Below are 22,235 nucleotides of genomic sequence, written 5' to 3' on the forward strand. Positions count from 1 at the left end.
CTCGATTAGCCATTTTGCTCTCGGGCAGGCACCATAGGTCAGTAGACTAATTTAGAATTTCGCACAGATTACTCTAAGGAACGAGATGCTCTCACAGGAGATTTCTAAGCGCTGGATCGATTTCTTCGCTTCCCGCGGCCATACTGTGGTGCCTTCGGCATCGCTGATTTCGAACGAGCCCGGCGCCATGTTCACCATCGCCGGTATGGTTCCGTTCATTCCCTACTTCCTGGGCCGTGAGACCCCTCCGTTCTCCCGCGCGACCAGCGTGCAGAAGTGCATCCGCACCCTGGACATTGAAGAGGTCGGTAAGACCGCACGTCACGGTACCTTCTTCCAGATGGCTGGTAACTTCTCCTTCGGTGATTACTTCAAGGAGAAGGCTATTCCCTTCGCTTACGAGCTGCTGACTACCCCTCAGGATCAGGGTGGCTTTGGCCTGGATCCGGAGCGCCTGTGGGTCACCATTTATGAGGGTGACGATGAGGCGTTCGAGATTTGGACTAAGACTGTTGGTTTCCCTGCCGAGCGTATTCAGCGCATGGGCATGAAGGAGAACTACTGGTCGACCGGTCAGCCCGGCCCTGCAGGCCCCGACTCGGAGATCTTCTACGACCGTGGCCCCGCTTACGGTAAGGAAGGCGGCCCGGCGGCTGACGACGACCGTTACATTGAGATTTGGAACCTCGTGTTCATGCAGTACCAGCGTGGCGAGGGCATCGGCAAGGATGACTTCGAGATTCTGGGCGAGCTGCCGAAGAAGAACATCGATACCGGTCTGGGCGTTGAGCGTCTGGCGATGCTGCTGCAGGGTGTTGAGAACTTCTACGAGACCGACCAGGTTCGCCCCGTTCTGGACGCTGCTTCTAAGCTGTCCGGTAAGAAGTACCACGGCTCTGAGTCCGCTGAGGACGAGGGCTATGAGGACGACGTGCGTATGCGCGTGGTGGCTGACCACATCCGTTCCTCGCTGATGCTGATTGCTGACGGCGTGACCCCCTCCAACGAGGGTCGCGGCTACATTCTGCGCCGTCTGATGCGCCGTGCTATCCGTGCGATGCGTCTGCTGGGCGTTACTGAGCCCTGCCTGCCCGTGCTGTTCCCGGCTTCGCGTGATGCGATGAAGGGTGCGTTCCCGTACGTTGCTGACGACTTCGAGCGTATTTCCCGCATTGCGTACGCTGAGGAGAAGGCGTTCCTGCACACCATTGAGACCGGTACTGAGCGTCTGGAAGAGGCTGTTGCTGCCGCTAAGAAGGACGGCTCTAACGCTGTTTCTGGTGCTGAGGCGTTTGCTCTGCACGACACCTACGGCTTCCCGATTGACCTGACCCTGGAGATGGCTGCTGAGGCTGGCGTGAAGGTTGATGAGAAGTCCTTCCGCGAGCTGATGGCTGAGCAGCGTCACCGTGCACAGGCTGACGCTAAGGCGAAGAAGGGCGCGTTTGCTGACCTGTCCGAGCTGCGTAAGCTTGTGGATGAGCGTGGCTCCATCTTTACCGGTTACACCGAGCTGCGTACTGAGACTAAGTTGCGTGCAATCCTGGTGGACGGCGTGTCGGTTCCCGCCGCTAAGGCTGGCGACAAGATTGAGGTTGTCCTGGACGAGACTCCGTTCTATGCGGAGGCTGGTGGCCAGGCAGCTGATACCGGTGTTATTACCGGCAACGGCTTCGTCATTGACGTTCAGGACGTTCAGCAGCCCGTGAAGGGTCTGAGCGTTCACCGCGCCGTTGTGCGTGAGGGCGAGGTTCACACCGGTGCCGATGTTGTGGCACAGGTTGATGTTCAGCGCCGCCGCGACGGTGAGAAGGCACACTCCGGTACCCACATCATTCACGCTGCCCTGCACCAGGTGCTCGGCAACGAGGCTACTCAGCGTGGCTCTTTCAACAAGGAAGGCTACCTGCGCTTCGACTTCGCGTGGAGCGAGGGCCTGTCTGAGTCCGCTAAGCGTGAGGTTGAAGAGGTTGCTAACCTCGCGATCCGCGATAACCACGAGGTGATTACCCGTGAGATGCCGCTGGCTGAGGCTAAGGCTCTGGGCGCTATGAGCCTCTTCGGTGAGAAGTACGGCGACGTGGTGCGTGTTGTTGAAATCGGCGGCGAGTTCTCCCGCGAGCTGTGCGGTGGTACCCACGTTGGTTCGTCCGCTGAGATTGGTTCTCTGACCCTGCTGACTGAGAGCTCTGTTGGTTCCGGTAACCGCCGTGTTGAGGCTCTGGTGGGTCTGGATTCCTTCAACCACCTGGCTGCTGAGCGTACCCTGGTGAACCAGCTGACCGGCCTGATGAAGGTTCAGTCCTCCGCTGACCTGCCGGAGAAGATTAACCAGACCCTGGCTAAGCTGAAGGCTGCTGAGAAGGAACTGGCTCAGCTGCGCCGCGAGAAGCTGCAGGCTGAGGCTGGCAAGCTGCTGGAGAACGCACAGACCATCGGTTCTGTTCGCGTTCTGGCGCATGACGCTGGCGAGCTGGACGCTAACGGCGTTCGTGAGCTGGCTCTGGATCTGCGTTCGCGCTTCGGTTCCGAGGCCGCTGTTGTCGCTGTGGTGGGTGTGGCTAATGGCCGCCCCGTCGTCCTGGTGGCAACCAACGAGGGTGCTCGTGAGGCTGGCGTGAAGGCTGGCGCTCTGGTCCGCGTTGCTGCCGGTGTTCTCGGCGGCGGTGGCGGCGGTAAGGACGACGTCGCTCAGGGTGGTGGCCAGGACGCATCCAAGATTGGTGCTGCACTGGACGCTGTCCGCGACGCTATCGCACAGGCTCAGGCCTAAACATGGCAGAATTCCAGCGCGGAGTGCGGATGGGTGTCGATGTGGGTAACGCCCGCGTCGGCACCGCCCTCAGCGACCCCGACGGTATTCTCGCCACCCCGCTCAAGACGCTGCGTCGCGACGCGAAGAAGAACTCTGACCGCCGTGTTTTGCGCAAGCTGATTGAGGTGAACGAGGTGGTGGAGGTTTTCGTCGGGCTTCCGAAGACCATGCGTGGCGGGGATTCTCCCTCCACGGAAATGGCTCGGGAGTACGCTCAGGCTCTGCGCTCCGAGCTGGATGCCGAAGAGAAAACACACATTAACATTTGGCTGGTGGATGAGCGACTCACCACCGTGAGCGCTCACCGTGCACTGCACGAGGCTGGGGTTTCCAGCCGAGATTTCAAGACTATGGTTGACCAGGTGGCGGCTGTGAACATTTTGCAGTACAGCCTGGATGCCCTCAAGGCGGGGCAGTCCGTAGCCGGGTACAAGGTGAGCGATCCGGCCCACGAAGAAAACCGACCGTCCGAGTCAGAAGGGACCACGGTCGGTGCCGTCAACGAAACGGAGAACCTTCAGTGACCGAACAGAATAAACAGCCCGAAGAGAGCGGGCTCGACCTCTTTAGGCCGACAGCCGAGGATGAACGTAAGGGCATCACCGGCATCACGATGGAACAGGAAATCGTGTCGGTGGCTACGTTGCGTGCGCGTAAGCGCCGCCGCCGCGCCATCATGCTGAGCGCAATTTCCCTGTTTGTCGTGGCTCTGGTCATCATTTCGGGTGCCCTGATTACTCGCTACGACCCGTTCAAGACTCGTGACTACTCGGGTGGCGGCAATGGTACGACCGTGACCTTCACGATTCGTTCCGGCCAGTCCACCGCGCAGGTGGCGCAGGAGCTTGAGGCGGCGGGCGTTATTGCTGATGCTGATAAGTTCATTGAGGTGTACACCAAGGAGAGCAAGGGTAAGTACTTGCAGCCTGGCACCTATGAACTGCAGCAGCACATGAGCAGCTCGAGCGCGATTACGACCATTATTGATGCGAACAGCAACGTACTGTACCTGGCGATTCCGCAGGGTAAGCGCGTGAGCGAGACCATCGATCTGATTGTTTCTGGCTCCGATGGTGCGTTCACCCGTAAGCAGGTTGAGGACGCGGTCAGCAACTACACCCAGTACGGTGTGCCGAGCAACTTCCCCTCGATTGAGGGTTGGCTGCACCCGGGTGAGTACCGCTTCCCGAAGGGCACCGACATCAAGAAGGTCATTCAGACCATGGTTGATAAGACCAAGGCTGACTTGAAGGAAGCCGGCGTGAGCGGCGACCAGAAGATCTTTGAGGTTCTGACTATTGCCTCTATCGTGGAGCTTGAGGCTCAGCCGAAGGACTACGTGGCGGTTGCAGGCATCATTGAGAATCGTCTGAACAACCCCGATGGTGAGACCTCGGGTCTGATCCAGTCGGATGCGACCGTGACTTACGGTCTGGGTGTCCGTTCGTACCACCTGACTGAAGAGCAGAAGGCCGATAAGAGCAATAAGTACAACACTTATGCGAATAAGGGTCTTCCGAAGGGTCCGATTGGTTCCCCGCAGCTGGCTTCGATTAAGGCTGCTGCGGCTCCTGAGAAGAACCCGTACTACTACTGGGTGACTGTGGACCTGGATTCCGGTGAGACTAAGTACTCCCGCACGTATGCTGAGCACCAGCGTTATGTTGAAGAGTACAACCAGTGGTGTTCTAAGCACCCGAACCGCTGTAGCTAATCGGTTTAGCCGGTAGCTATGATTCGGTAGCTTTGGACTAAAGGTTCCTTGCTGAGGCGGGTACCGCCTCCACGAGAGTGGGGGAGGTGCCCGCCTTTGCTGTACCCGCTAAAATGGGAGGTGGCCCCCGCGGCCGTCCCTGTACCCAGCGTTGAGAACGACCCCCAGCGTGAGAGCGAAAGAGAGCCGATGAAGACTGAACCGTACCGCGAGGCCCCGTATCTTCGCCGTGCCTACGTGCTGGGGCACCCTATTGCGCATTCGCTGTCGCCTGCGCTGCATCGTGCGGCGTATGACTTTTTGGGTGAGGCGAACCTCGAGTACGATCGCCGTGACACTCTGCCCGATGATTTGCCGGAGATTATGCATGGCGTGCGCCACCCGAAGGGTACGGAGGACGCCCCGTATATTGCGGGCCTGTCGGTGACGATGCCGCTGAAGACCGCCGTCATCCAGTATTGCGATGAGTTGAGTGAGACTGCCTGCGTGACCGGTGCGGTGAATACGGTGTATCCGCGCGGTGAGAAGGTTCTGGGCGATAACACTGATGTGGTCGGCATCGTGAATGCGCTGCGCCATGCCGGTTTGGAGCCGGAACCGTTTAAGGATTCTGCCGCGATTGTGGGTGGAGGAGCGACCGCTATTTCCGCCCTGACCGCCTTACATGCGCTGGGTTACCGCCGCGTGAGCGTGTACGCCCGTTCCTTGCATAAGCTCGGTAGCGTGCAGGAGGCGGCGGACCGCCTGGGTGTTCAGCTGGAGCAGATTTCCTTGTCTGAGCTGCCGCAGAACCTTGCTGAGCGCGGCCATCACCCGGTGGTGTCTACGCTTCCGGCGCATGCGGCGGACGAGTGGGCGAGCCAGCTGACCGGTCTGAAGGGCGCCTCCGCGACGCACCGGCCGGTACTGCTGGATGTTGCGTATAACCCGTGGCCTTCGGTGCTGGCGAGCGTCTGGGAGGCGAACGGCGGCACGGTGGTCTCCGGCCTGGAGATGTTGCTGTACCAGGCGGTGGAGCAGGTTCTGCTCTTCACCGGCCGTGAACTGCAGCCCGCCGAACTGCTGGGTCTAATCAATGCGATGTGCGCGGCGGTTGATCTTGCGCCTCGTGCTTCCGTTTCGTGAAAAAAGCGTGCTTTCACTCGCTCAGTAAACAGGCATTTTATACACTATTTATACACGTGAAGAATTATTATTCCTTCCTCCTGCGCTGCGGTGCGGGTGCGATGAAAAGAGGTTAACCTATGGCCCTGCGTTGGCTCACTGCCGGAGAATCCCACGGCGAGGCGCTCGTCGGCATTATTGAGGGCGTACCCGCCGGTGTGGAACTCACCAGCGACATGGTGCGTGACGCCCTGGCTCGCCGCCGACTCGGTTACGGCCGCGGTGCCCGCATGAAGTTCGAGGAGGACCGCGTGCGCATCCTGGGCGGTGTGCGCCACGGCCTGACTCAGGGCGGCCCGGTCGCGATTGAGATTGCGAACACCGAGTGGCCCAAGTGGACTGACGTGATGAGCTCTGACCCGGTGGATCCGAAGCTGATTGAGGGTCGTGCGCGTAACGCGGCGCTGACTCGTCCGCGCCCCGGTCACGCTGACTTTACCGGCATGCAGAAGTACAACTTCTCTGAGGCTCGCCCGGTGCTGGAGCGCGCTTCTGCTCGTGAGACTGCGACCCGCGTGGCTCTTGGCGTGGTTGCCGCCCAGGTTTTGAAGGCTCTGGGTGTTGAGCTGGTTTCTCACACTGTTGCTGTGGGTGGCGTGCACGCTCCCGAGGGTGCCCCGGTGCCTTCGCCCCGCAACGTTGAGCAGCTGGACGCTGACCCGCTGCGCTGCTTCGATAAGGCAACCTCCGACGCGATGGTTCAGCGCGTGGACGAGGCACACAAGGACGGCGAGACTCTCGGCGGTGTGGTTGAGGTGCTCGCGTACGGTATGCCTCCCGGACTGGGTTCGTACGTGCACTGGGACCGCCGCCTGGACGCGCGCCTTGCCGCAGCGCTGATGGGTATTCAGGCGATTAAGGGCGTTGAGGTTGGTGACGGTTTCGCGACCGCTGACCGCCCGGGCACTGCCGCTCACGACGAGATTTCCATTGGCGAAAACGGCGTAACCCGCGATACCAACCGTGCAGGTGGTATTGAGGGCGGCATGAGCATTGGCGACCTGCTGCGTGTGCGCGCGGCAATGAAGCCCATTGCGACCGTGCCGAAGGCCCTGAAGACCATTGACACTTCCACCGGTGAAGAGGCTCGCGCACACCACCAGCGTTCGGACGTGTGTGCTGTTCCCGCCGCCGGCGTGGTGGCGGAGGCGATGGTCGCCCTGGTGCTCGCTGAAGCGGCACTGGAGAAGTTTGGCGGTGACTCCATTGGTGAGACTCGCCGCAACATGGATTCCTACCTGGACGCTATCCCGGCGTCTCTGGCGTGGGAGTCTAACGTGGCTGGTTGGGACGCGTAGTGCCCCTTCCGGCGGAGTCTGAGGGCCGTGGCGCGAAGGGTCGCGGTTCCGTGGAGGTTTCTGTGAAGCAGGGCGTTCGCCCGGTCGCTTCGAGCCCCCTTGCGCGTATTGCTGCGGCAACGCAGCGTGCGCGAGGGGGCGCTTCGCCGCGCCCGGAATCTGGAGCGTCGGAGCCCGGTGTGTCGGAATCCGTATCTGCCGCGGCTGAGCAGGCTGTTGAGGCTGCGCGCGCTGAGGCTACGGGCGCTGAGGCGCGTGAAGCTGTTGCTCGTGAGGCTGCCCCGTCGGTTTCTTCTGCCCGCCCGGCCTCTCGCGTGCCCACCCCGGCTGACCTGATGCGTTCTGGCACCCGCCCCCTGCCCGCCGCCGCTACGGCGAGCACGCAGGGTGTGCGCCTGTACGCCTCCTCGGTGTCTGAGGACGCCGACCCGGCGCTCGGTCTGGACGAGGACCTGCGCCTGAAGCTGCTCAGCGCCCTGCAGGGCATGGGTACCGCCCAGGAGGAACCCCGCAAAGAGCCCGCGGAACCCGGCAAAGAGCCCGCGAAGGCGGAAGCACCCAAGCCGACCGCGCCCAAGCCGGCGCCTCCGAAGCCTGTAGCACCGCAGCAGGATCAGCCCGCGGCGGGGGAGAGCGCAACCTCTGCCCCCGCTTCTGCTCCCGTGAAGAAGGCCGAACCCCAGCCCGCGCCGGCACAGACCGAAACTTCCGCGGCCCCCGCGCCCAAGCCCGCTGCGGCTAAGCCACTGCGTCCGACCCCGGCGCTATTCGGCAAGGTGCAGGTTTCTGCGGCCGAGTCTGTGACTGAGTCTGTGGCTGAGGAAATCGCGGCGGTGGACTCCGCCGAGGCCGCGGTCGAGATTGAGGCGCGCGCCGCATCCGAGGCGGAGCTGAACGCCGAGCTCGAGGCCGGTGAGCTTGAGCCCGGCGAGATCGAGGAGTCCTTCCGCATCCACCCGCAGCAGGTGCGTGAAATGCACGAGAACTTCGCGGAACGCTCCCGCCCCATCGTGCTTATCGGCCCCATGGCGGCAGGTAAAACCTACATTGGTACGCACCTGGCGCGTTTTTACGGCTACGAGTTCCTCGACGCCGACCAGCTCATCGTGGAACGCTACGGCGAAGTCTCCGAGATTTTTGAGATTTTCGGTGAGGCGCACTTCCGCGAGCTCGAACGCAAAACCATCGAGGAAGTACTGACCTCCCCGGCCTACCGTAACACGGTGTTCTCCCTGGGCGGTGGTGCACCCATGACCGACTCGGTGGCGGAGCTGCTCAAGGACGAATGCGTGGTGTACATCCTCGTTGATGCTGACACCGTCACCCCGCGCATTACCGGCAACAAGACCCGCCCGCTGCTGCAGCCGAACCCGGTCGAGCGGTGGACCGAAATTTTTGAGCGCCGCCGCAGCCGATACGAAGAGCTGGCGCACTTCACCCTGGACGCTCGCGGCGGCCGCCCCATCACCGAGATGACCGCCGAAATCCAGGCGTACGTGACCGCAACCCGTGCCTCCCGCGCGCAGCGCCCCTAAGCATAACCCCTCACCTGTGAAAGGACACATGATGAGCACTCAGCCCACCCCCACTTTCGGTGCCTCCGGCGCGGAAGATATCACCCGCATCCCGGTGACCGGCAGCTCCCCGCGTGAGAACTACGAGGTTCTCATCGGCCACAACCTGCTCGGTAAAATCCCCGAAATTCTGGGCAACCGCACCAAGAAGGTGCTCGTGATTCACCCGCGTGCCCTGCGTTCCACCGGTGAGCTGGTCATGGAAGACCTGCGTGCCATGGGCTACGAATCGTTCAGCGCCGAAATCCCGGACGCTGAGGAGGCGAAGCACTACCAGGTGGCGGCGTTCTGCTGGCAGGTGCTCGGTCAGAACGACTTCACCCGCACCGACGCGATCATCTCCGTGGGTGGCGGCGCTATTACCGACGTTGCCGGTTTCGTGGCGGCAACCTGGCTGCGCGGCGTGCGCGTCATTCACATTCCGACCACCCTGCTGGGCATGGTGGACGCTGCCGTGGGCGGTAAGACCGGTATCAACACCGCCGAGGGTAAGAACCTGGTCGGCGCGTTCTGGCCGCCCGCCGCCGTGCTCTGCGAAATCGGCACCCTGCGCACCCTGCCCGAGCATGAGCTGCTGACCGGCATGGGTGAGGTCGTCAAGTGCGGCTTCATCGCAGACCCCGAAATTCTCGACCTGATCGAGGCGAACCCGAACGCCGTACGCGACTCGCAGTCCGCCGTGATGCGTGAACTCATCGAGCGTAGCGTGCGCGTGAAGGCTGAGGTCGTCTCCGAGGACCTGCGCGAGTCTGGCCGCCGCGAAATCCTGAACTACGGCCACACCCTCGCCCACGCCATCGAACGCAACGAACGCTACCAGTGGCGTCACGGTGCGGCAGTGTCCGTCGGCATGGTCTACGCCGCCGAACTGGCGCTGGCAACCGGCCACGCCGACGAAGAGCTCGTGGCACGCACCCGCCGCATCCTCGAATCCCTGGGCCTGCCCACCTCCTACAAGGCAGACGCATGGCCCCAGCTGCTCGAAGCAATGCGCCGCGACAAGAAGGCACGCGGCAACCTGCTGCGCTTCATCATTCTTGACGGTCTGGCTCGCCCGCGCGTCTACGAGGTGCCGGACGACTCGATCCTGTACATGACCTACCAGGAGATTACCGAGTAGGTGATGAGTCCCGTACATTCACCGGATGCACCCGGCGCGTGTTTGCTAATACGCGCCAGCCGGGCGGGGTGCCATAGAAAAACTGTGGCGCCCCTGCTAGGCAAATTCGTGCGCATCCTGTAGAATGTACGGGACATAATTTTGCTCATTGAAAACTTAGCGCCGCGCCGGGTACCACTACGGCGTGAGCGTCGATGACACGAAGGAGAGCCCCATGGCATCCACTACCGATATTAAGAACGGCGCCGTCCTGAAGATTGACGGCAACCTCTGGTCCGTCGTAGAGTTCCAGCACGTTAAGCCCGGTAAGGGCGGCGCATTCGTCCGCACCAAGCTGCGCAACGTTACCTCCGGCAAGGTCGTCGACCGCACCTTCAACGCTGGCGCTAAGATCGAAACCGCAACCGTTGACCGCTCCGACTACCAGTACCTGTACCAGGACGGCGACGACTACGTCTTCATGGACATGAAGACCTACGACCAGATCAACGTTCCCGCAACTGTTGTCGGCGACGCAGCAAACTACATGCTCGAGTCCCAGACCGCAACCATCGCAATGCACGAGGGCAACCCCCTGTACATCGAGCTGCCCGCATCCGTGGTCCTGGAAATCACCTACACCGAGCCCGGCCTGCAGGGTGACCGCTCCACCGGCGGCACCAAGCCCGCAACCGTTGAGACCGGCTACGAGATCCAGGTTCCCCTGTTCCTGGAAACCGGCACCAAGGTCAAGGTTGACACCCGCACCGGTGAGTACCTCGGTCGCGTGAACGACTAATGAATTCGCGTACGAAAGCCCGATTGCGCGCCCTCGAAGTGCTCTTCGAGGCGGATCAGCGCAACGAAGATTATATTGAGGTACTCCGCCGCCGCCGACTGTACACGGTAGCGCAGATCTCTGCTTACTCTGAGGAAATCGTTCGTGGCGTCCGCGACCACGACGAAGAAATCCGCGAGTTTGTGGAGACTTACGCCCGTGACTGGTCCTTCGAGCGTATGCCCGCCGTGGACCGTGCCGTGCTGCGTATTGGCACTTGGGAGCTTCTGTACAATGACGAAGTTCCGGATGCTGTCGCAATTTCTGAGGCTGTCGGTCTGGCGCGTGTGCTGTCCACGAATGAATCTCCGAAGTTCGTGAACGGTCTGCTGGATAAGCTCCGTCAGGTGAAGCCGACTCTGCTCGCGTAAGACGTCCCGCCGCGACATGCCCGCCAACCTATGGCTGGTTGGTTTGCCGCCGTTGAGGATGCACCCGCAGGGGAGCGTACGTGAAACCCCCGCCGTACTGTAGTTCGCTACAGGACGGCGGGGGTTTTCTGTGTCTACGCTTCTTCGGTTGGTGCGGATGCGCTCGCAGGGTTTGTTAGCAATAGTTGAGGCTTCACCGGAGCCCGTGGGCGGGGGTAGTGGCAACAGTTGAGGCTTCACCGGACAACGCGGGCGGGGGAGTGCCCCCTCTGCGGCGCTGAGCGCCTTGAGGACGGAGCCCCCGCCCTGCGTGCCCGGTATGCGCCTCGTGCAGTATCAGCTACTCGCTTTGAGTGGATGCGGTCGCCTTGTCTGCCGGAATTGCTTCGCTACCACAACCAATATGTGTGGTCCTTATGTCAGCAACAACGAATGCGTCGTCTTCGGCACGGCGAATAAAAATAATTTCTTGCGTTAGCTGAGGGTCCTTAAATTTCTCGCCCTTGGGCCCATGAAGATTGCTCCAGTCTTCACAGTAGCGCAGGATCACACCGGTATTGGGCTCGACAGTGCCGTCCTCATTGGCGCTTCCGTAAATTAGCTTTGTCTTGACGTCACGGAAGATAATGTCGCCTTCCGGGGAAATCTTCTGTGAAAGCTCTTGAAACTCCTTCACGGTCTCCCTCAGATGTTCAAGAGTGTTTGCGTGCGCATATCGCGTCAGTTCTTCATCGCTGGTGTGTTCCACATTTCCGTGCCTCCAGGCGTTCCAGAGGCGCTGATGCTGCTCAAATGCGATGAGTGCAGTCTTTTCAGTTACCTCAGCGGCTTCCGGAGAGTCGCTGTTTACGTCCATGCTCGCGTGAATCAGTACAATCTCGGAACCAGACGGGCCAGTCGGAGTAGGTGAATGAGTAGGCGTTGCGGAAGCCTCGGCGCTTGCCGATTCAGTGCTCGCGGAAGTGGAGGCGCTCGATTCTGCGCTGACCTGCGCGCCACCGGAACAAGCGGACAGGGTGAGCATTACTGCCGCAGAGAGCGCGGCAATAGAACTGCGGTTAAACATCATTGTTGGTTCTTTTCTGGTGTGTGGTTGTGTAAACCGCAGAATTATCCCTACAGCAACGTGTGGAATTCAGCGGAATGTTATCGGTTGATGCCATTACCCTAACATACATCTGCAGAGCACACACCCCGGCTAATAGTTTGTCCATTTTGATGAGAGCCTGCTCGTTGTGGTGCAGGCTAGGGGCTCGGTACGCGCCTCATCTTGGCAGTCGCCTCACCGTGAGCGGTCTCTCGCCGAACCTGAACGTAGCCTGTGAACTGTGGTACCCTACTAGAAGCACAAAACCTTTAAATCCGTCCCGTGAGGCGGGGAAGGAGACGGCTATGCCTGGGTCAACTGTACCCACATCCGGCGCGAATCAGGGGCGAAATGTAACCGTAGCCCCCCATTCGGCAACCCCTCAAAACGCCTCCGAGGACGCGACCACCGTCGGCCGCACCATCCTCAGCGAGGACGAAATCCGCCGCGCCCTCACCCGCATCGCCTACGAAATCATCGAAACCAACAAAGGCGTAGAAAACCTCGTACTCATCGGCATCCGCTCCCGCGGCGTGCCCCTCGCCGTACGACTCGCCGCCCGCATCCAAGCCATCGAGCCGAACTTCAACGCAGAAACACGACTCGGCGCCCTGGACATCACCGCCTACCGCGACGACCAGCCCACCGGCGGCACCACCTCCCCAGAAAACGCAGGGGAAAGCATCATGCCCACCATCGGTATTGAAGGTAAAACCGTAGTTCTCGTTGACGACGTCCTCTACTCCGGCCGCACCGTACGCGCCGCCCTCGACGCACTCAACGCCCACGGACGACCCGCCCTCGTACGCCTGGCAGTCCTCGTAGACCGCGGACACCGGCAACTACCCATCCGCGCCGACCACGTGGGCAAAAACCTGCCCACCAGCGCCAGCGAAACCGTGCGCGTCGTACTGACTGAAACCGACAACGCAACAGACCGAGTTGACATTATCCAGCTGGGAGGGCTCTCATGAAGCATCTGCTCGACACCCGCGAACTAACCCGCGAAGAAGCCATCGAAATCCTCGACGTCGCCGACTACATGGCGCAGGTCAAAGCCGAAAACCGCACCCTGAACGTGCTCAACGGCAAGACCGTCGTCAACCTCTTCTTCGAGGACTCCACCCGAACCCGCCTCTCCTTCGAAGCCGCAGAGAAGCGCCTGGGCGCCGCCGTCACCAACTTCTCCGCTTCCGGCTCCTCCGTGTCTAAGGGCGAGTCGCTCAAGGACACCGCGCAGACCCTCAAGGCAATCGCCGCGGACGCGTTCGTGATTCGTCACTCCGCATCCGGCGCGCCGCAGCGCCTCGCTGAGGCAGGCTGGACTGACATCCCCGTGCTCAACGCGGGCGACGGCACCCACGCGCACCCCACCCAGGCGTTGCTCGACGCGGTGTCCCTGCGCCAGTACAAGGCAGAACGCGACGGCCTGGACAGCCCCCGCGGCACCGACCTCTCCGGCATGCGCGTGCTCATCGTCGGCGACATCTTGCACTCGCGTGTGGCACGCTCCAACCTCTGGCTGCTGACCACCCTCGGCGCGCAGGTCGTCTTCGTCGCACCGCCGACCCTGCTGCCGCTGAACACCGCCTCCTGGATTGAAGAAGCTGGCGTAGAAATCTTCCACGACTTCGACGAAGCCATCGCCACCAACCCCGACGCCGTCATGCTGCTGCGCATCCAGAAGGAGCGCATGAACGCCGCGTACTTCCCCTCCGCTGAGGAATACACCGACCTGTGGGGCCTGACCGCCGAACGCTTCGCAACCCTGCAGGCACAGCCGCAGCCGGTCGCAATCCTGCACCCGGGCCCCATGAACCGCGGCCTGGAAATCTGCACCGAAGCCGCCGACGCCACCAACTCCTGGGTCCTGCGCCAGGTCAGCAACGGCGTGGCGCTGCGCATGGCGGTGCTCTACCTGCTTCTGACCGACGGCTCCAGCGCCAAGCTCTACGCCGGCGACGAATCCTAAACGACCTTCCTAACGAGAGGAACCAACACCATGAGCAAGTACCTGATCAAGGGCGCAAGCCTCTACGGCGAAAAGGTCGCCGACATCCTCATCGAGGACGGCGTGATTAGCCGCATCGCAGAGAACATTGACACCGCAGACGCACAGGTCGTCGAGGCGGCAGGCCAGGTGGCGCTGCCCGGCCTGGTCGACATCCACACCCACCTGCGTCAGCCCGGCTACGAGGCATCCGAAACCGTCGAAACCGGCACCCGTGCAGCAGCCCTGGGCGGCTACACCGCAGTGTTCGCCATGGCAAACTCCATGCCCGTGGCAGACACCGCCGCAGTGGTTGAGCAGGTTGACCGCCTCGGCAAGGAATCCGCATGGTGCCGCGTGCAGCCCATCGGCGCAGTGACCGTGGGTCTGAAGGGCGAGCGCCTCTCCGACATTGGGGGCATGGCGAACTCCACCGCGAATGTGCGAGTGTTCTCTGACGACGGCATGTGCGTGTACGACCCCGCCGTGATGCGCCGCGCCCTCGAATACGTCAAGACCTTCGACGGCGTTATTGCGCAGCACGCACAGGAGCCGCGCCTGACCGAAGGCGCCCAGATGAACGAAGGTAAGGTGTCCGCTGACCTGGGTCTGACCGGCTGGCCCGCCGTCGCTGAAGAGGCAATTATCGCCCGCGACGTGCTGCTGGCTGAGCACCTGGACTCCAAGCTGCACATCTGCCACCTGTCCACCAAGGGCTCCATTGAGGTTGTGCGCTGGGCTAAGTCCCGCGGCGTGAAGGTGACCGCGGAGGCAACCCCGCACCACCTGCTGCTCACCGACGAGACCGCACGCACCTACGACCCGATTTTCAAGGTGAACCCGCCGCTGCGCACCGAAGAGGACGTCATGGCGCTGCGTCAGGCTGTTGCTGACGGCATCATCGACGTGATTGGTACCGACCACGCACCGCACCCGGCAGAGACCAAGGAATGCGAGTGGGCGTGCGCCGCGAACGGTATGACCGGCCTGGAGCAGGCACTGTCCATCATCCAGATGACCCTGGTTGACACCGGCATGATTACCTGGCGCGATGTGGCACGCATCCTCTCCGAGGAGCCCGCGAAGATTGGTCGCCTGGACCACGAGCAGGGCCGCCCGCTTGCCGAAGGCGAACCGGCAAACATTGTGCTGGTCGACCCGAAGGCAACCCGCGTCATCAAGCCGGAGGAGCAGGCAACCAAGGGTAAGAACAACCCCTACCGCGACATGGAGGTGCCCGGCTCGATCCGTGCAACCTTCTACGCTGGCCACCCGACCGTGCTGAACGGCGAGCTGGCAACCCCGCGCCGCTAAACCCGCGAGGCGAACGTACGTGGTGACCGTGCCTGGCGGTGGTAGGTTCACGCCTGCCACCGCCTCGCCGGGAGCACCGCCCCCAACCTCACCAACCCAGGCCGAGATCATCGACCGAGACCCCAACCGAAAGAGAGAACCTTCGTGGGAAAGTTCCTGACCGCCGTCATCTGCATCGCCCTGGTCGCCCTGTGCATCTACGGCATGTGGCACGGATGGCGCTCGCGCCTGGCACGCCAGGCGAACATGTTCGGCTCCCTCAAGGAAGTTCCCGAATGCTACGAGGGCATGACCGCTGACGCCGCTTTCGAGGGCGAGTACGTCAGCACCACGATCTTCGGTAACTGGCTGGACCGCGTGGGTTTCGATTCGCTCGGCTTCAAGAGCAAGTCCACCCTGCTGATTTACCCGGACAGCATCATCTTCACCCGTAACGGCGCGAAGGACCTGTGGATCCCGGCGAAGAAGCTCGCAATCATCACCACCGACCGTGGTATGGCGGGCAAGGTTGTGGAGAAGAACGGCCTGGTCGTGATTGGTTGGACCCTGGACGGTCACCGCGTGCAGACCGGCTTCCGCACCCGCTACGCCGAGGACAAGCAGGCGGTACTGCAGGAGCTGCGCCGCATCGCCCCGAACGCGGTGGATGCGCCCGAGAAGTGGGCGGCAGAACCGGAAGCCTAAATCCCGGCGCAATATCGCGGTGCAATATCACTGCGCACCCACACCCAAGATTTTGCCTGAGGTCAGGCGAACACCCGCCGAAGGCACCATAGACTACCCCGGAACCTGCACGGTAGAGGCCGTACAGGAAGCGGGGGAGAACACCAGAGAAAAGGAAGAAGAGCATGACTGACATGACACGATCCGGCGCCCTGCGTACGGACCGCGCGCTGCTCGTCCTGGAGGACGGCACCGTCTACCGCGGCTACGGCTACGGCGCAACCGGCGCGTCCCTGGGCGAGGCGGTTTTCTCGACCGGCATGACCGGCTACCAGGAAACCCTGACCGACCCCTCCTACGCGGGTCAGATTGTGGTTCAGACCGCTCCGCATATTGGCAACACCGGCGTGAATAAGACCGACGCTGAGTCTCGCAAGATTTGGGTTGCTGGCTACGTGGTTCGCGACGCTGCACGCGTGGCATCTAACTGGCGTTCCGAGCGCACCCTCGACGAAGAGCTCATCGAGCAGGGCATCATCGGTATTCAGGGTATTGACACTCGCGCCCTGACCCGCCGCCTGCGTTCGAGCGGTTCGATGCGTGCGGGCGTGTTCTCCGGTGAGCACGCAGAACGTCCCGAGGCTGAACTGCTGGAGGAGGTGCGCGCCTCCGAGCCGATGGCTGGCCGTAAGCTCGCTGACTCCGTTTCGGTTGACACCGCCTACACTGTTGAGCCGCACCAGTTCAACTGGTTCGCACCCCCGGTCGCGACCATTGTCGCCCTGGACCTGGGCATTAAGTCGATGACCCCGCAGCGTTTCGCTGAGCGTGGCGTGCGCGTGCACGTGCTGCCCGCAAGCGCAACCCTCGAGGACATCTACTCCCACAACCCCGACGGCGTGTTCTTCTCCAACGGTCCGGGTGACCCGGCAACCGCTGACGAGCAGGTTGAGCTGCTGCAGGGCGTGCTGCGTAAGGGCACCCCGTTCTTCGGCATCTGCTTCGGTAACCAGCTGCTTGGCCGCGCCCTGGGCTTCGGCACCTACAAGCTGCCCTTCGGTCACCGCGGCATCAACCAGCCGGTCATGGACAAGACCACCGGCAAGGTTGAGATCACCGCGCAGAACCACGGCTTCGCTGTGGACGCGCCGATTGGTGACTACGTGACCGCACCGAACGCCGAGTTCGGTCAGGTTATGGTCTCCCACGTGGGTCTGAACGACAACGTGGTTGAGGGCCTGACCTGTAAGGACATCCCCGCGTTCTCCGTGCAGTACCACCCCGAGGCTGCTGCGGGCCCGCACGATTCCGCCTACCTCTTTGACCGTTTCATCGACCTGATGGTCGCAACCAAGACTGCAAAGGAAGCATAAATGCCTCGTCGTACTGACCTTAATAGCGTCCTCGTCATCGGTTCCGGCCCCATCGTCATCGGTCAGGCTGCGGAATTCGACTACTCCGGTACTCAGGCGCTGCGCGTGCTGAAGGAGGAGGGCGTGCGCGTCATCCTCGTGAACTCGAACCCGGCAACCATCATGACCGACCCCGAGTTCGCGGACGCCACCTACATTGAACCCATCACCCCCGAGGTGATTGAGAAGATCATCGAGAAGGAAAAGCCGGACGCAATCCTGCCGACCCTGGGCGGTCAGACCGCACTGAACGCGGCTATCTCCCTGGATGAGCGCGGCGTGCTCGCCAAGTACAATGTTGAGCTCATCGGCGCGAACATTGAGGCGATTAACCTCGGTGAGGACCGTGAAGCATTCAAGGGCGTGGTGGAGCGCGCCGGCGGCGAGTCTGCACGCTCGGTGATTGTTCACTCCATGCCGGAGGCGCTGGAAGCCGCTAAGGAGCTGGGCTACCCGATGGTGGTCCGCCCCTCCTTCACCATGGGTGGTCTTGGCTCGGGTATGGCGTACAACGAGGAAGACCTCTACCGTATTGCCGGTGCCGGTATTCAGTACTCACCGACCAGCGAGGTCCTGCTGGAGGAGTCCATCCTCGGCTGGAAGGAATACGAGCTGGAGATGATGCGTGACACCAACGACAACGTCGTGGTCGTCTGCTCCATCGAAAACTTCGACCCCGTGGGCGTGCACACCGGTGACTCCATCACCGTGGCACCCGCACTGACCCTGACCGACCGTGAGTTCCAGAAGCTGCGCGACATCGCGATCAACGTGATTCGTGAGGTTGGCGTGGACACCGGTGGTTGTAACATCCAGTTCGCGATTGACCCGAAGACCGGCCGCATCATCGTCATTGAGATGAACCCGCGCGTGTCTCGTTCTTCGGCGCTCGCGTCGAAGGCTACCGGCTTCCCGATTGCGAAGATTGCGACCAAGCTGTCCCTGGGTTACACCCTGGATGAGATCCCGAACGATATCACCCAGAAGACCCCGGCGTCCTTCGAGCCGACCCTCGACTACGTGGTTGTGAAGGTTCCGCGCTTCGCGTTTGAGAAGTTCCCGGCTGCTGACCCGACCCTGACCACCACCATGAAGAGTGTTGGCGAGGCTATGGCTCTGGGCCGTAACTTCACTGAGGCTCTGCAGAAGGCGATGCGTTCGCTGGAGCAGAAGGGTGCGTCCTTCTCGTTCAAGCCGCTGTCGCTGTCTGAGGCTGAGCTGGCTGAGCTGATTGAGAAGACTAAGGTTCCGACCACTCAGCGTATTTACCAGGTTCAGCAGGCTCTGCTGGCTGGTGCTACCGTGGAGCAGCTGCACGAGGCGACCAAGATTGACCCGTGGTTCCTGGATCAGCTGGTGCTGCTGAATGAGGTTGCCGGCGTGGTTCACGCTAAGCGCGACCACCTGGACCCGGAGACCTTGAAGCTGGCTAAGCGTCACGGTTTCTCGGACGCTCAGATTGCTGAGATTATCGGCTCTTCTGAGGATGTTGTGCGCGGTGTTCGCCACGCTCTGGGTATCCGCCCGGTCTTCAAGACTGTTGACACCTGTGCAGCCGAGTTTGAGGCGTTCACTCCGTACCACTACTCCTCCTACGACCTGGAGGATGAGGTTGCGCACCACGAGAAGCCCTCAATCATGATTCTGGGTTCGGGCCCGAACCGCATTGGCCAGGGTATTGAATTTGACTACTCATGCGTGCACGCTTCGCTGGTGCTGCGTTCGCTCGGTTACGAGACCGTCATGGTCAACTGCAACCCTGAGACTGTTTCGACTGACTACGATATTTCGACTCGCCTGTACTTCGAGCCGCTCACCCTTGAGGATGTGCTTGAGATTGTTGAGTCGGAGCGTCGTACCGGCGGTCTGATGGGCGTGTTCGTTCAGCTGGGCGGTCAGACTCCGCTGAAGCTGGCTCGCGCTCTGAAGGATGCGGGCGTGCCGATTCTCGGCACCACCCCCGAGGCTATTGACCTGGCTGAGGACCGCGGCGAGTTCGCTCGCGTGCTGGAGGAGGGCGGCCTGATTTCGCCCAAGAACGGTACCGCGTTCACTTTCGAGGGTGCTAAGCGCATCGCTGACGAGATTGGTTACCCGGTTCTGGTTCGCCCCTCGTACGTGCTGGGCGGCCGCGGCATGGAAATCGTCTACGACGAGGCTAACCTGGCTCGCTACCTGGAGAACGCTACCGAGGTTTCGCCCTCGCAGCCGGCTCTGATTGACAAGTTCCTTGAGGACGCTATCGAGATTGACGTTGACGCCCTGTTCGACGGTGAGGAGCTGTACCTGGGCGGCGTCATGGAGCACATTGAGGAAGCCGGTATTCACTCGGGTGACTCTTCTTGTACTCTGCCTCCGATTACTCTCGGCCCGGACATCATCGCGAAGGTGAAGGACGCTACCGAGAAGATTGCTCGCGGCACCGGCGTGCGCGGCCTGATTAACATTCAGTTCGCGTACGTGTCTGAGAACCTGTACGTGATTGAGGCTAACCCGCGTGCGTCCCGTACCGTTCCGTTCGTGTCGAAGGCTACCGGCGTGCAGATGGCTAAGGCTGCTGTGCTGATTGGTCTGGGTAAGACCATTGCTGAGCTGAAGGCTGAGGGCTACCTGCCGTCGAAGATGGATGGTGCGTCCCTGCCGCAGGAGACCGCGATTGCTGTGAAGGCTGCGGTTCTGCCGTTCGCTCGTTTCCGCACTCCCGAGGGTGTTGTGGTGGATTCGCTGCTGAGCCCGGAGATGCGTTCGACCGGTGAGGTCATGGGTCTGGATAAGCACTATGACACCGCGTTCGCGAAGGCTCAGGCTGGTGCTGGTTCGCCGCTGCCGACTTCCGGTAAGGTGTTCATTTCGGTGGCTAACCACGATAAGCGTAACGTCATTATTTACGCGAAGATGCTGGAGTCGCTGGGCTTTGAGATCGTTTCGACCGGTGGTACCGCTGAGATTCTGCGCCGTAACGGCCTGAACTCGGTGATTGTGGCGTCGAAGTTCGCTGAGGCGAATGGCGACCACTCGATTGTGGATATGGTCCGCAACGGTGACATTGACCTGATTCTGAACACCCCTGCCGGTGGTGCTGCTCGTAGCGATGGTTACGAGATTCGTGCCGCTGCGGTTTCGGTGGGCTGCCCGGTCATGACCACCATTTCTGAGTTCGCTGCGGCTGTTCAGGCGATTAATGCTCTGCGTGAGCACAGCTGGGACATCATGAGCCTGCAGGAGCACGACGTTCAGCTGGCTGCCGCTGTGGATGCTCGTTCCGAGGGTGGCGAGGCGTAATGTCCGCTGCTTTTGGTGATCGTCTGGCGAAGGCGATGGCGGAGCGCGGCCCGCTGTGTGTGGGTATTGACCCGCATCCGAACCTGCTGGAGCAGTGGGGTCTTGAGGATTCCGCTGCCGGTCTGGCTGCTTTTACTGAGGCGGTCTATGAGGGTTGCGCCCCGTTTGCGGCGGCGTTGAAGCCTCAGGTGGCGCTGTTTGAGCGTCACGGTTCGGCTGGTCTTGCTGTGCTGGAGGCGCTGTTTGCCCGCGCTGCCGCTGATGGTGTGCTGATTGTTGCTGACGCTAAGCGCGGCGATATCGGTTCGACCATGAAGGCATACGCGGATGCGTGGCTCGGCTCTTCGTCGCCGCTGGGTACCGATTCGGTGACTTTGAGCCCGTACCTGGGTTTTGAGTCGCTGCGTCCGGCGCTGGATTTGGCGAATGAGAATGACCGCGGCACTTTCGTGCTGGCGTTGACTTCGAACCCCGAGGGTAAGAGCGTTCAGCACGTGGGCGCGTCGGAGTCCGGTCATTCCGGCGAGTCCGAGGGCGCTGTGGCTAAGCGTATTATCGCTGCGGCTACCGCTGAGAACGCTTCCCGCCAGTGGGAGCAGATGGGTCCGTGCGGCCTGGTGGTTGGCGCGACTGTTGGTCAGGCGCTGGTTGATTTGGGTATTGACCTGAGCGTGTTCAACGGCCCGATTCTGTCGCCGGGTTATGGTGCGCAGGGCGCTTCGGCGGCTGATCTGTACCGCGTGTTTGCTGGCGTTGAGTCGCAGGTGCTGGTGAATTCCAGCCGTGGCGTGCTGGCTGCTGGCCCGTCGGTTGAGGGTTTGGCGAAGGCTGCGCAGGCGGCTCGTGATGACCTGTTGGCGGCTCGCGGCGCATAGTTCGCGTGTTGCGTGAGGGGCGTGTGCTCCGGGTGGATTCTGTTGAGAGTCTGCTCGGGGTGCGCGCCCTTTTTGCGTGTATTGTGGGGGCTGAGGTGCTCAGCGTGATGCGAGTTTGCTCACCTCTGTAGTCGGGGAGTGCGCCTGCTCTATGAGATGCGTGCATGGCTCCACTTTTGATAGGGCGAATACTCCGCTATGCTATAGGGGTACTCCCTGATATTTACGTGCTGACGTGCGTAGACGCATTGTTGGTGTGAGGGTGAGTGCCGCGGGTAGAACGGGGGTTCTCGTGCTATCCGTGTTACATTAGTTGATAAGTAAAATTCTATAACTCGCAGAAATGGGGGACCCAACCATGCCGCTGACTCCGCTAACTGAGGATGCGCGCGCCTCCGCCCGCGAGAAGGCAGTACTTGCCCGAGCACACCGCCAGGAAATTAAGCGTGCACTGAGTGACCGTGAACTTTCCGTACGTCAGGTGCTCGACATGGTCGATTCCGACCCTGCACTGGCTAAAATGCCGGTGGGGCAGATGTTGCGCGCACTTCCGGGCATTGGTGCCGTTCGAGCTGAACGCATCATTGAAGAACTTCATATTGCACCGACTCGCCGCCTTGGCGGCCTGGGTGTACACCAGCGTCGCAAGATGGTGGAGTACTTCAACCGTAATTCGCGGTATTTGAACCGTGCACGTCGTAAGACTGCTGGTCAGTCTTCCGAGTCTTCTCAGTCCTAA

At 61.5% G+C, this 22,235-nt stretch carries 18 protein-coding genes; 17 read left to right on the forward strand and 1 reads right to left on the reverse strand.

The annotated features are described in order from the left end of the window. Positions 1-85 precede the first annotated feature (85 nt). From alaS to nusB, 9 genes are all read left to right on the forward strand, one after another. Entirely contained in the window at positions 86-2,773 is a 2,688-nt protein-coding gene (gene alaS, locus RQ593_RS02525; RefSeq protein ID WP_311449731.1) for an alanine--tRNA ligase, read from the forward strand. 2 nt (positions 2,774-2,775) lie between these two features. Further along, positions 2,776-3,339, forward strand: coding sequence for a Holliday junction resolvase RuvX (gene ruvX / locus RQ593_RS02530; protein WP_012903482.1), 564 nt, complete (start codon positions 2,776-2,778; stop codon positions 3,337-3,339). Further along, positions 3,336-4,529 carry an endolytic transglycosylase MltG gene (gene mltG, locus RQ593_RS02535; RefSeq protein WP_070819592.1) on the forward strand — a complete coding sequence of 398 codons (1,194 nt, stop codon included), beginning with the start codon at positions 3,336-3,338 and terminating at the stop codon, positions 4,527-4,529. Before ruvX ends, mltG begins: the two co-directional genes overlap by 4 nt. Before the next feature lie 189 nt (positions 4,530-4,718). Continuing rightward, on the forward strand, positions 4,719-5,654 hold the full coding sequence (locus RQ593_RS02540) for a shikimate dehydrogenase (protein ID WP_070616383.1): 936 nt from the start codon (positions 4,719-4,721) through the stop codon (positions 5,652-5,654). Between the two features lie 119 nt (positions 5,655-5,773). Continuing rightward, a complete protein-coding gene (aroC, locus tag RQ593_RS02545) occupies positions 5,774-6,991 on the forward strand; it encodes a chorismate synthase (RefSeq protein WP_311449732.1) in 1,218 nt (405 codons plus the stop codon). Beyond that, on the forward strand, positions 6,991-8,526 hold the full coding sequence (locus RQ593_RS02550) for a shikimate kinase (RefSeq protein WP_311449733.1): 1,536 nt from the start codon (positions 6,991-6,993) through the stop codon (positions 8,524-8,526). The genes aroC and RQ593_RS02550 overlap by 1 nt, the downstream gene beginning before the upstream one ends. A gap of 31 nt (positions 8,527-8,557) precedes the next feature. Beyond that, positions 8,558-9,685 carry a 3-dehydroquinate synthase gene (aroB, locus tag RQ593_RS02555; RefSeq protein WP_005505930.1) on the forward strand — a complete coding sequence of 376 codons (1,128 nt, stop codon included), beginning with the start codon at positions 8,558-8,560 and terminating at the stop codon, positions 9,683-9,685. A 214-nt stretch (positions 9,686-9,899) separates the two neighbouring features. Beyond that, positions 9,900-10,463 (forward strand): elongation factor P, encoded by a 564-nt coding sequence (gene efp / locus RQ593_RS02560; protein ID WP_219101370.1) that lies wholly within the window; start codon positions 9,900-9,902, stop codon positions 10,461-10,463. After that, positions 10,463-10,873: a transcription antitermination factor NusB gene (gene nusB / locus RQ593_RS02565; protein WP_311449734.1), complete on the forward strand. Its 411-nt coding sequence runs from the start codon at positions 10,463-10,465 to the stop codon at positions 10,871-10,873. The genes efp and nusB overlap by 1 nt, the downstream gene beginning before the upstream one ends. 340 nt (positions 10,874-11,213) lie before the next feature. Here the strand turns inward: nusB and RQ593_RS02570 are convergent, their stop codons facing one another. Continuing rightward, complete coding sequence (locus tag RQ593_RS02570; RefSeq protein ID WP_311449735.1) at positions 11,214-11,942, reverse strand: methyl coenzyme M reductase subunit gamma; 729 nt, start codon at positions 11,940-11,942, stop codon at positions 11,214-11,216. A gap of 323 nt (positions 11,943-12,265) precedes the next feature. Between RQ593_RS02570 and pyrR the strand changes: the two genes are divergently transcribed. The 8 genes from pyrR (at position 12,266) to mihF (ending at position 22,235) form a co-directional block, all read left to right on the forward strand. Then, the gene (pyrR, locus tag RQ593_RS02575; protein ID WP_311449736.1) at positions 12,266-12,934 is read left to right on the forward strand and encodes a bifunctional pyr operon transcriptional regulator/uracil phosphoribosyltransferase PyrR; all 669 of its coding nucleotides are present in this window, start codon (positions 12,266-12,268) and stop codon (positions 12,932-12,934) included. After that, positions 12,931-13,932, forward strand: coding sequence for an aspartate carbamoyltransferase catalytic subunit (locus RQ593_RS02580; RefSeq protein ID WP_311449737.1), 1,002 nt, complete (start codon positions 12,931-12,933; stop codon positions 13,930-13,932). Before pyrR ends, RQ593_RS02580 begins: the two co-directional genes overlap by 4 nt. Positions 13,933-13,962: 30 nt before the next feature. Further along, positions 13,963-15,264 carry a dihydroorotase gene (locus tag RQ593_RS02585; protein WP_311449738.1) on the forward strand — a complete coding sequence of 434 codons (1,302 nt, stop codon included), beginning with the start codon at positions 13,963-13,965 and terminating at the stop codon, positions 15,262-15,264. Positions 15,265-15,408: 144 nt separating this feature from the next. Next, positions 15,409-15,948, forward strand: a complete 540-nt coding sequence (locus RQ593_RS02590) for a hypothetical protein (protein WP_311449739.1) — start codon at positions 15,409-15,411, stop codon at positions 15,946-15,948. Positions 15,949-16,112: 164 nt separating this feature from the next. Further along, on the forward strand, positions 16,113-17,300 hold the full coding sequence (carA, locus tag RQ593_RS02595; protein WP_049358368.1) for a glutamine-hydrolyzing carbamoyl-phosphate synthase small subunit: 1,188 nt from the start codon (positions 16,113-16,115) through the stop codon (positions 17,298-17,300). Beyond that, complete coding sequence (carB, locus tag RQ593_RS02600; RefSeq protein WP_311449740.1) at positions 17,301-20,621, forward strand: carbamoyl-phosphate synthase large subunit; 3,321 nt, start codon at positions 17,301-17,303, stop codon at positions 20,619-20,621. Next, positions 20,621-21,496, forward strand: coding sequence for an orotidine-5'-phosphate decarboxylase (gene pyrF, locus RQ593_RS02605; protein ID WP_311446503.1), 876 nt, complete (start codon positions 20,621-20,623; stop codon positions 21,494-21,496). The genes carB and pyrF overlap by 1 nt, the downstream gene beginning before the upstream one ends. Before the next feature lie 358 nt (positions 21,497-21,854). Beyond that, positions 21,855-22,235 carry an integration host factor, actinobacterial type gene (gene mihF, locus RQ593_RS02610; protein ID WP_070847723.1) on the forward strand — a complete coding sequence of 127 codons (381 nt, stop codon included), beginning with the start codon at positions 21,855-21,857 and terminating at the stop codon, positions 22,233-22,235.

The sequence above is a fragment of the uncultured Rothia sp. genome (assembly GCF_963507905.1).
Classification (GTDB): Bacteria; Actinomycetota; Actinomycetes; order Actinomycetales; family Micrococcaceae; genus Rothia.

Excerpts from the sequence above, each read along its gene's own strand:
- efp (WP_219101370.1), top strand. The coding sequence starts at position 9,900 with ATGGCATCCACTACCGATATTAAGAACGGCGCCGTCCTGAAGATTGAC.
- carA (WP_049358368.1), top strand. The coding sequence starts at position 16,113 with ATGACTGACATGACACGATCCGGCGCCCTGCGTACGGACCGCGCGCTG.
- carB (WP_311449740.1), top strand. The coding sequence starts at position 17,301 with ATGCCTCGTCGTACTGACCTTAATAGCGTCCTCGTCATCGGTTCCGGC.
- aroB (WP_005505930.1), top strand. The coding sequence starts at position 8,558 with ATGAGCACTCAGCCCACCCCCACTTTCGGTGCCTCCGGCGCGGAAGAT.
- nusB (WP_311449734.1), top strand. The coding sequence starts at position 10,463 with ATGAATTCGCGTACGAAAGCCCGATTGCGCGCCCTCGAAGTGCTCTTC.
- aroC (WP_311449732.1), top strand. The coding sequence starts at position 5,774 with ATGGCCCTGCGTTGGCTCACTGCCGGAGAATCCCACGGCGAGGCGCTC.
- RQ593_RS02580 (WP_311449737.1), top strand. The coding sequence starts at position 12,931 with ATGAAGCATCTGCTCGACACCCGCGAACTAACCCGCGAAGAAGCCATC.
- RQ593_RS02540 (WP_070616383.1), top strand. The coding sequence starts at position 4,719 with ATGAAGACTGAACCGTACCGCGAGGCCCCGTATCTTCGCCGTGCCTAC.
- RQ593_RS02570 (WP_311449735.1), bottom strand. The coding sequence starts at position 11,942 with ATGATGTTTAACCGCAGTTCTATTGCCGCGCTCTCTGCGGCAGTAATG.
- pyrR (WP_311449736.1), top strand. The coding sequence starts at position 12,266 with ATGCCTGGGTCAACTGTACCCACATCCGGCGCGAATCAGGGGCGAAAT.
- pyrF (WP_311446503.1), top strand. The coding sequence starts at position 20,621 with ATGTCCGCTGCTTTTGGTGATCGTCTGGCGAAGGCGATGGCGGAGCGC.
- RQ593_RS02585 (WP_311449738.1), top strand. The coding sequence starts at position 13,963 with ATGAGCAAGTACCTGATCAAGGGCGCAAGCCTCTACGGCGAAAAGGTC.
- ruvX (WP_012903482.1), top strand. The coding sequence starts at position 2,776 with ATGGCAGAATTCCAGCGCGGAGTGCGGATGGGTGTCGATGTGGGTAAC.
- mihF (WP_070847723.1), top strand. The coding sequence starts at position 21,855 with ATGCCGCTGACTCCGCTAACTGAGGATGCGCGCGCCTCCGCCCGCGAG.
- alaS (WP_311449731.1), top strand. The coding sequence starts at position 86 with ATGCTCTCACAGGAGATTTCTAAGCGCTGGATCGATTTCTTCGCTTCC.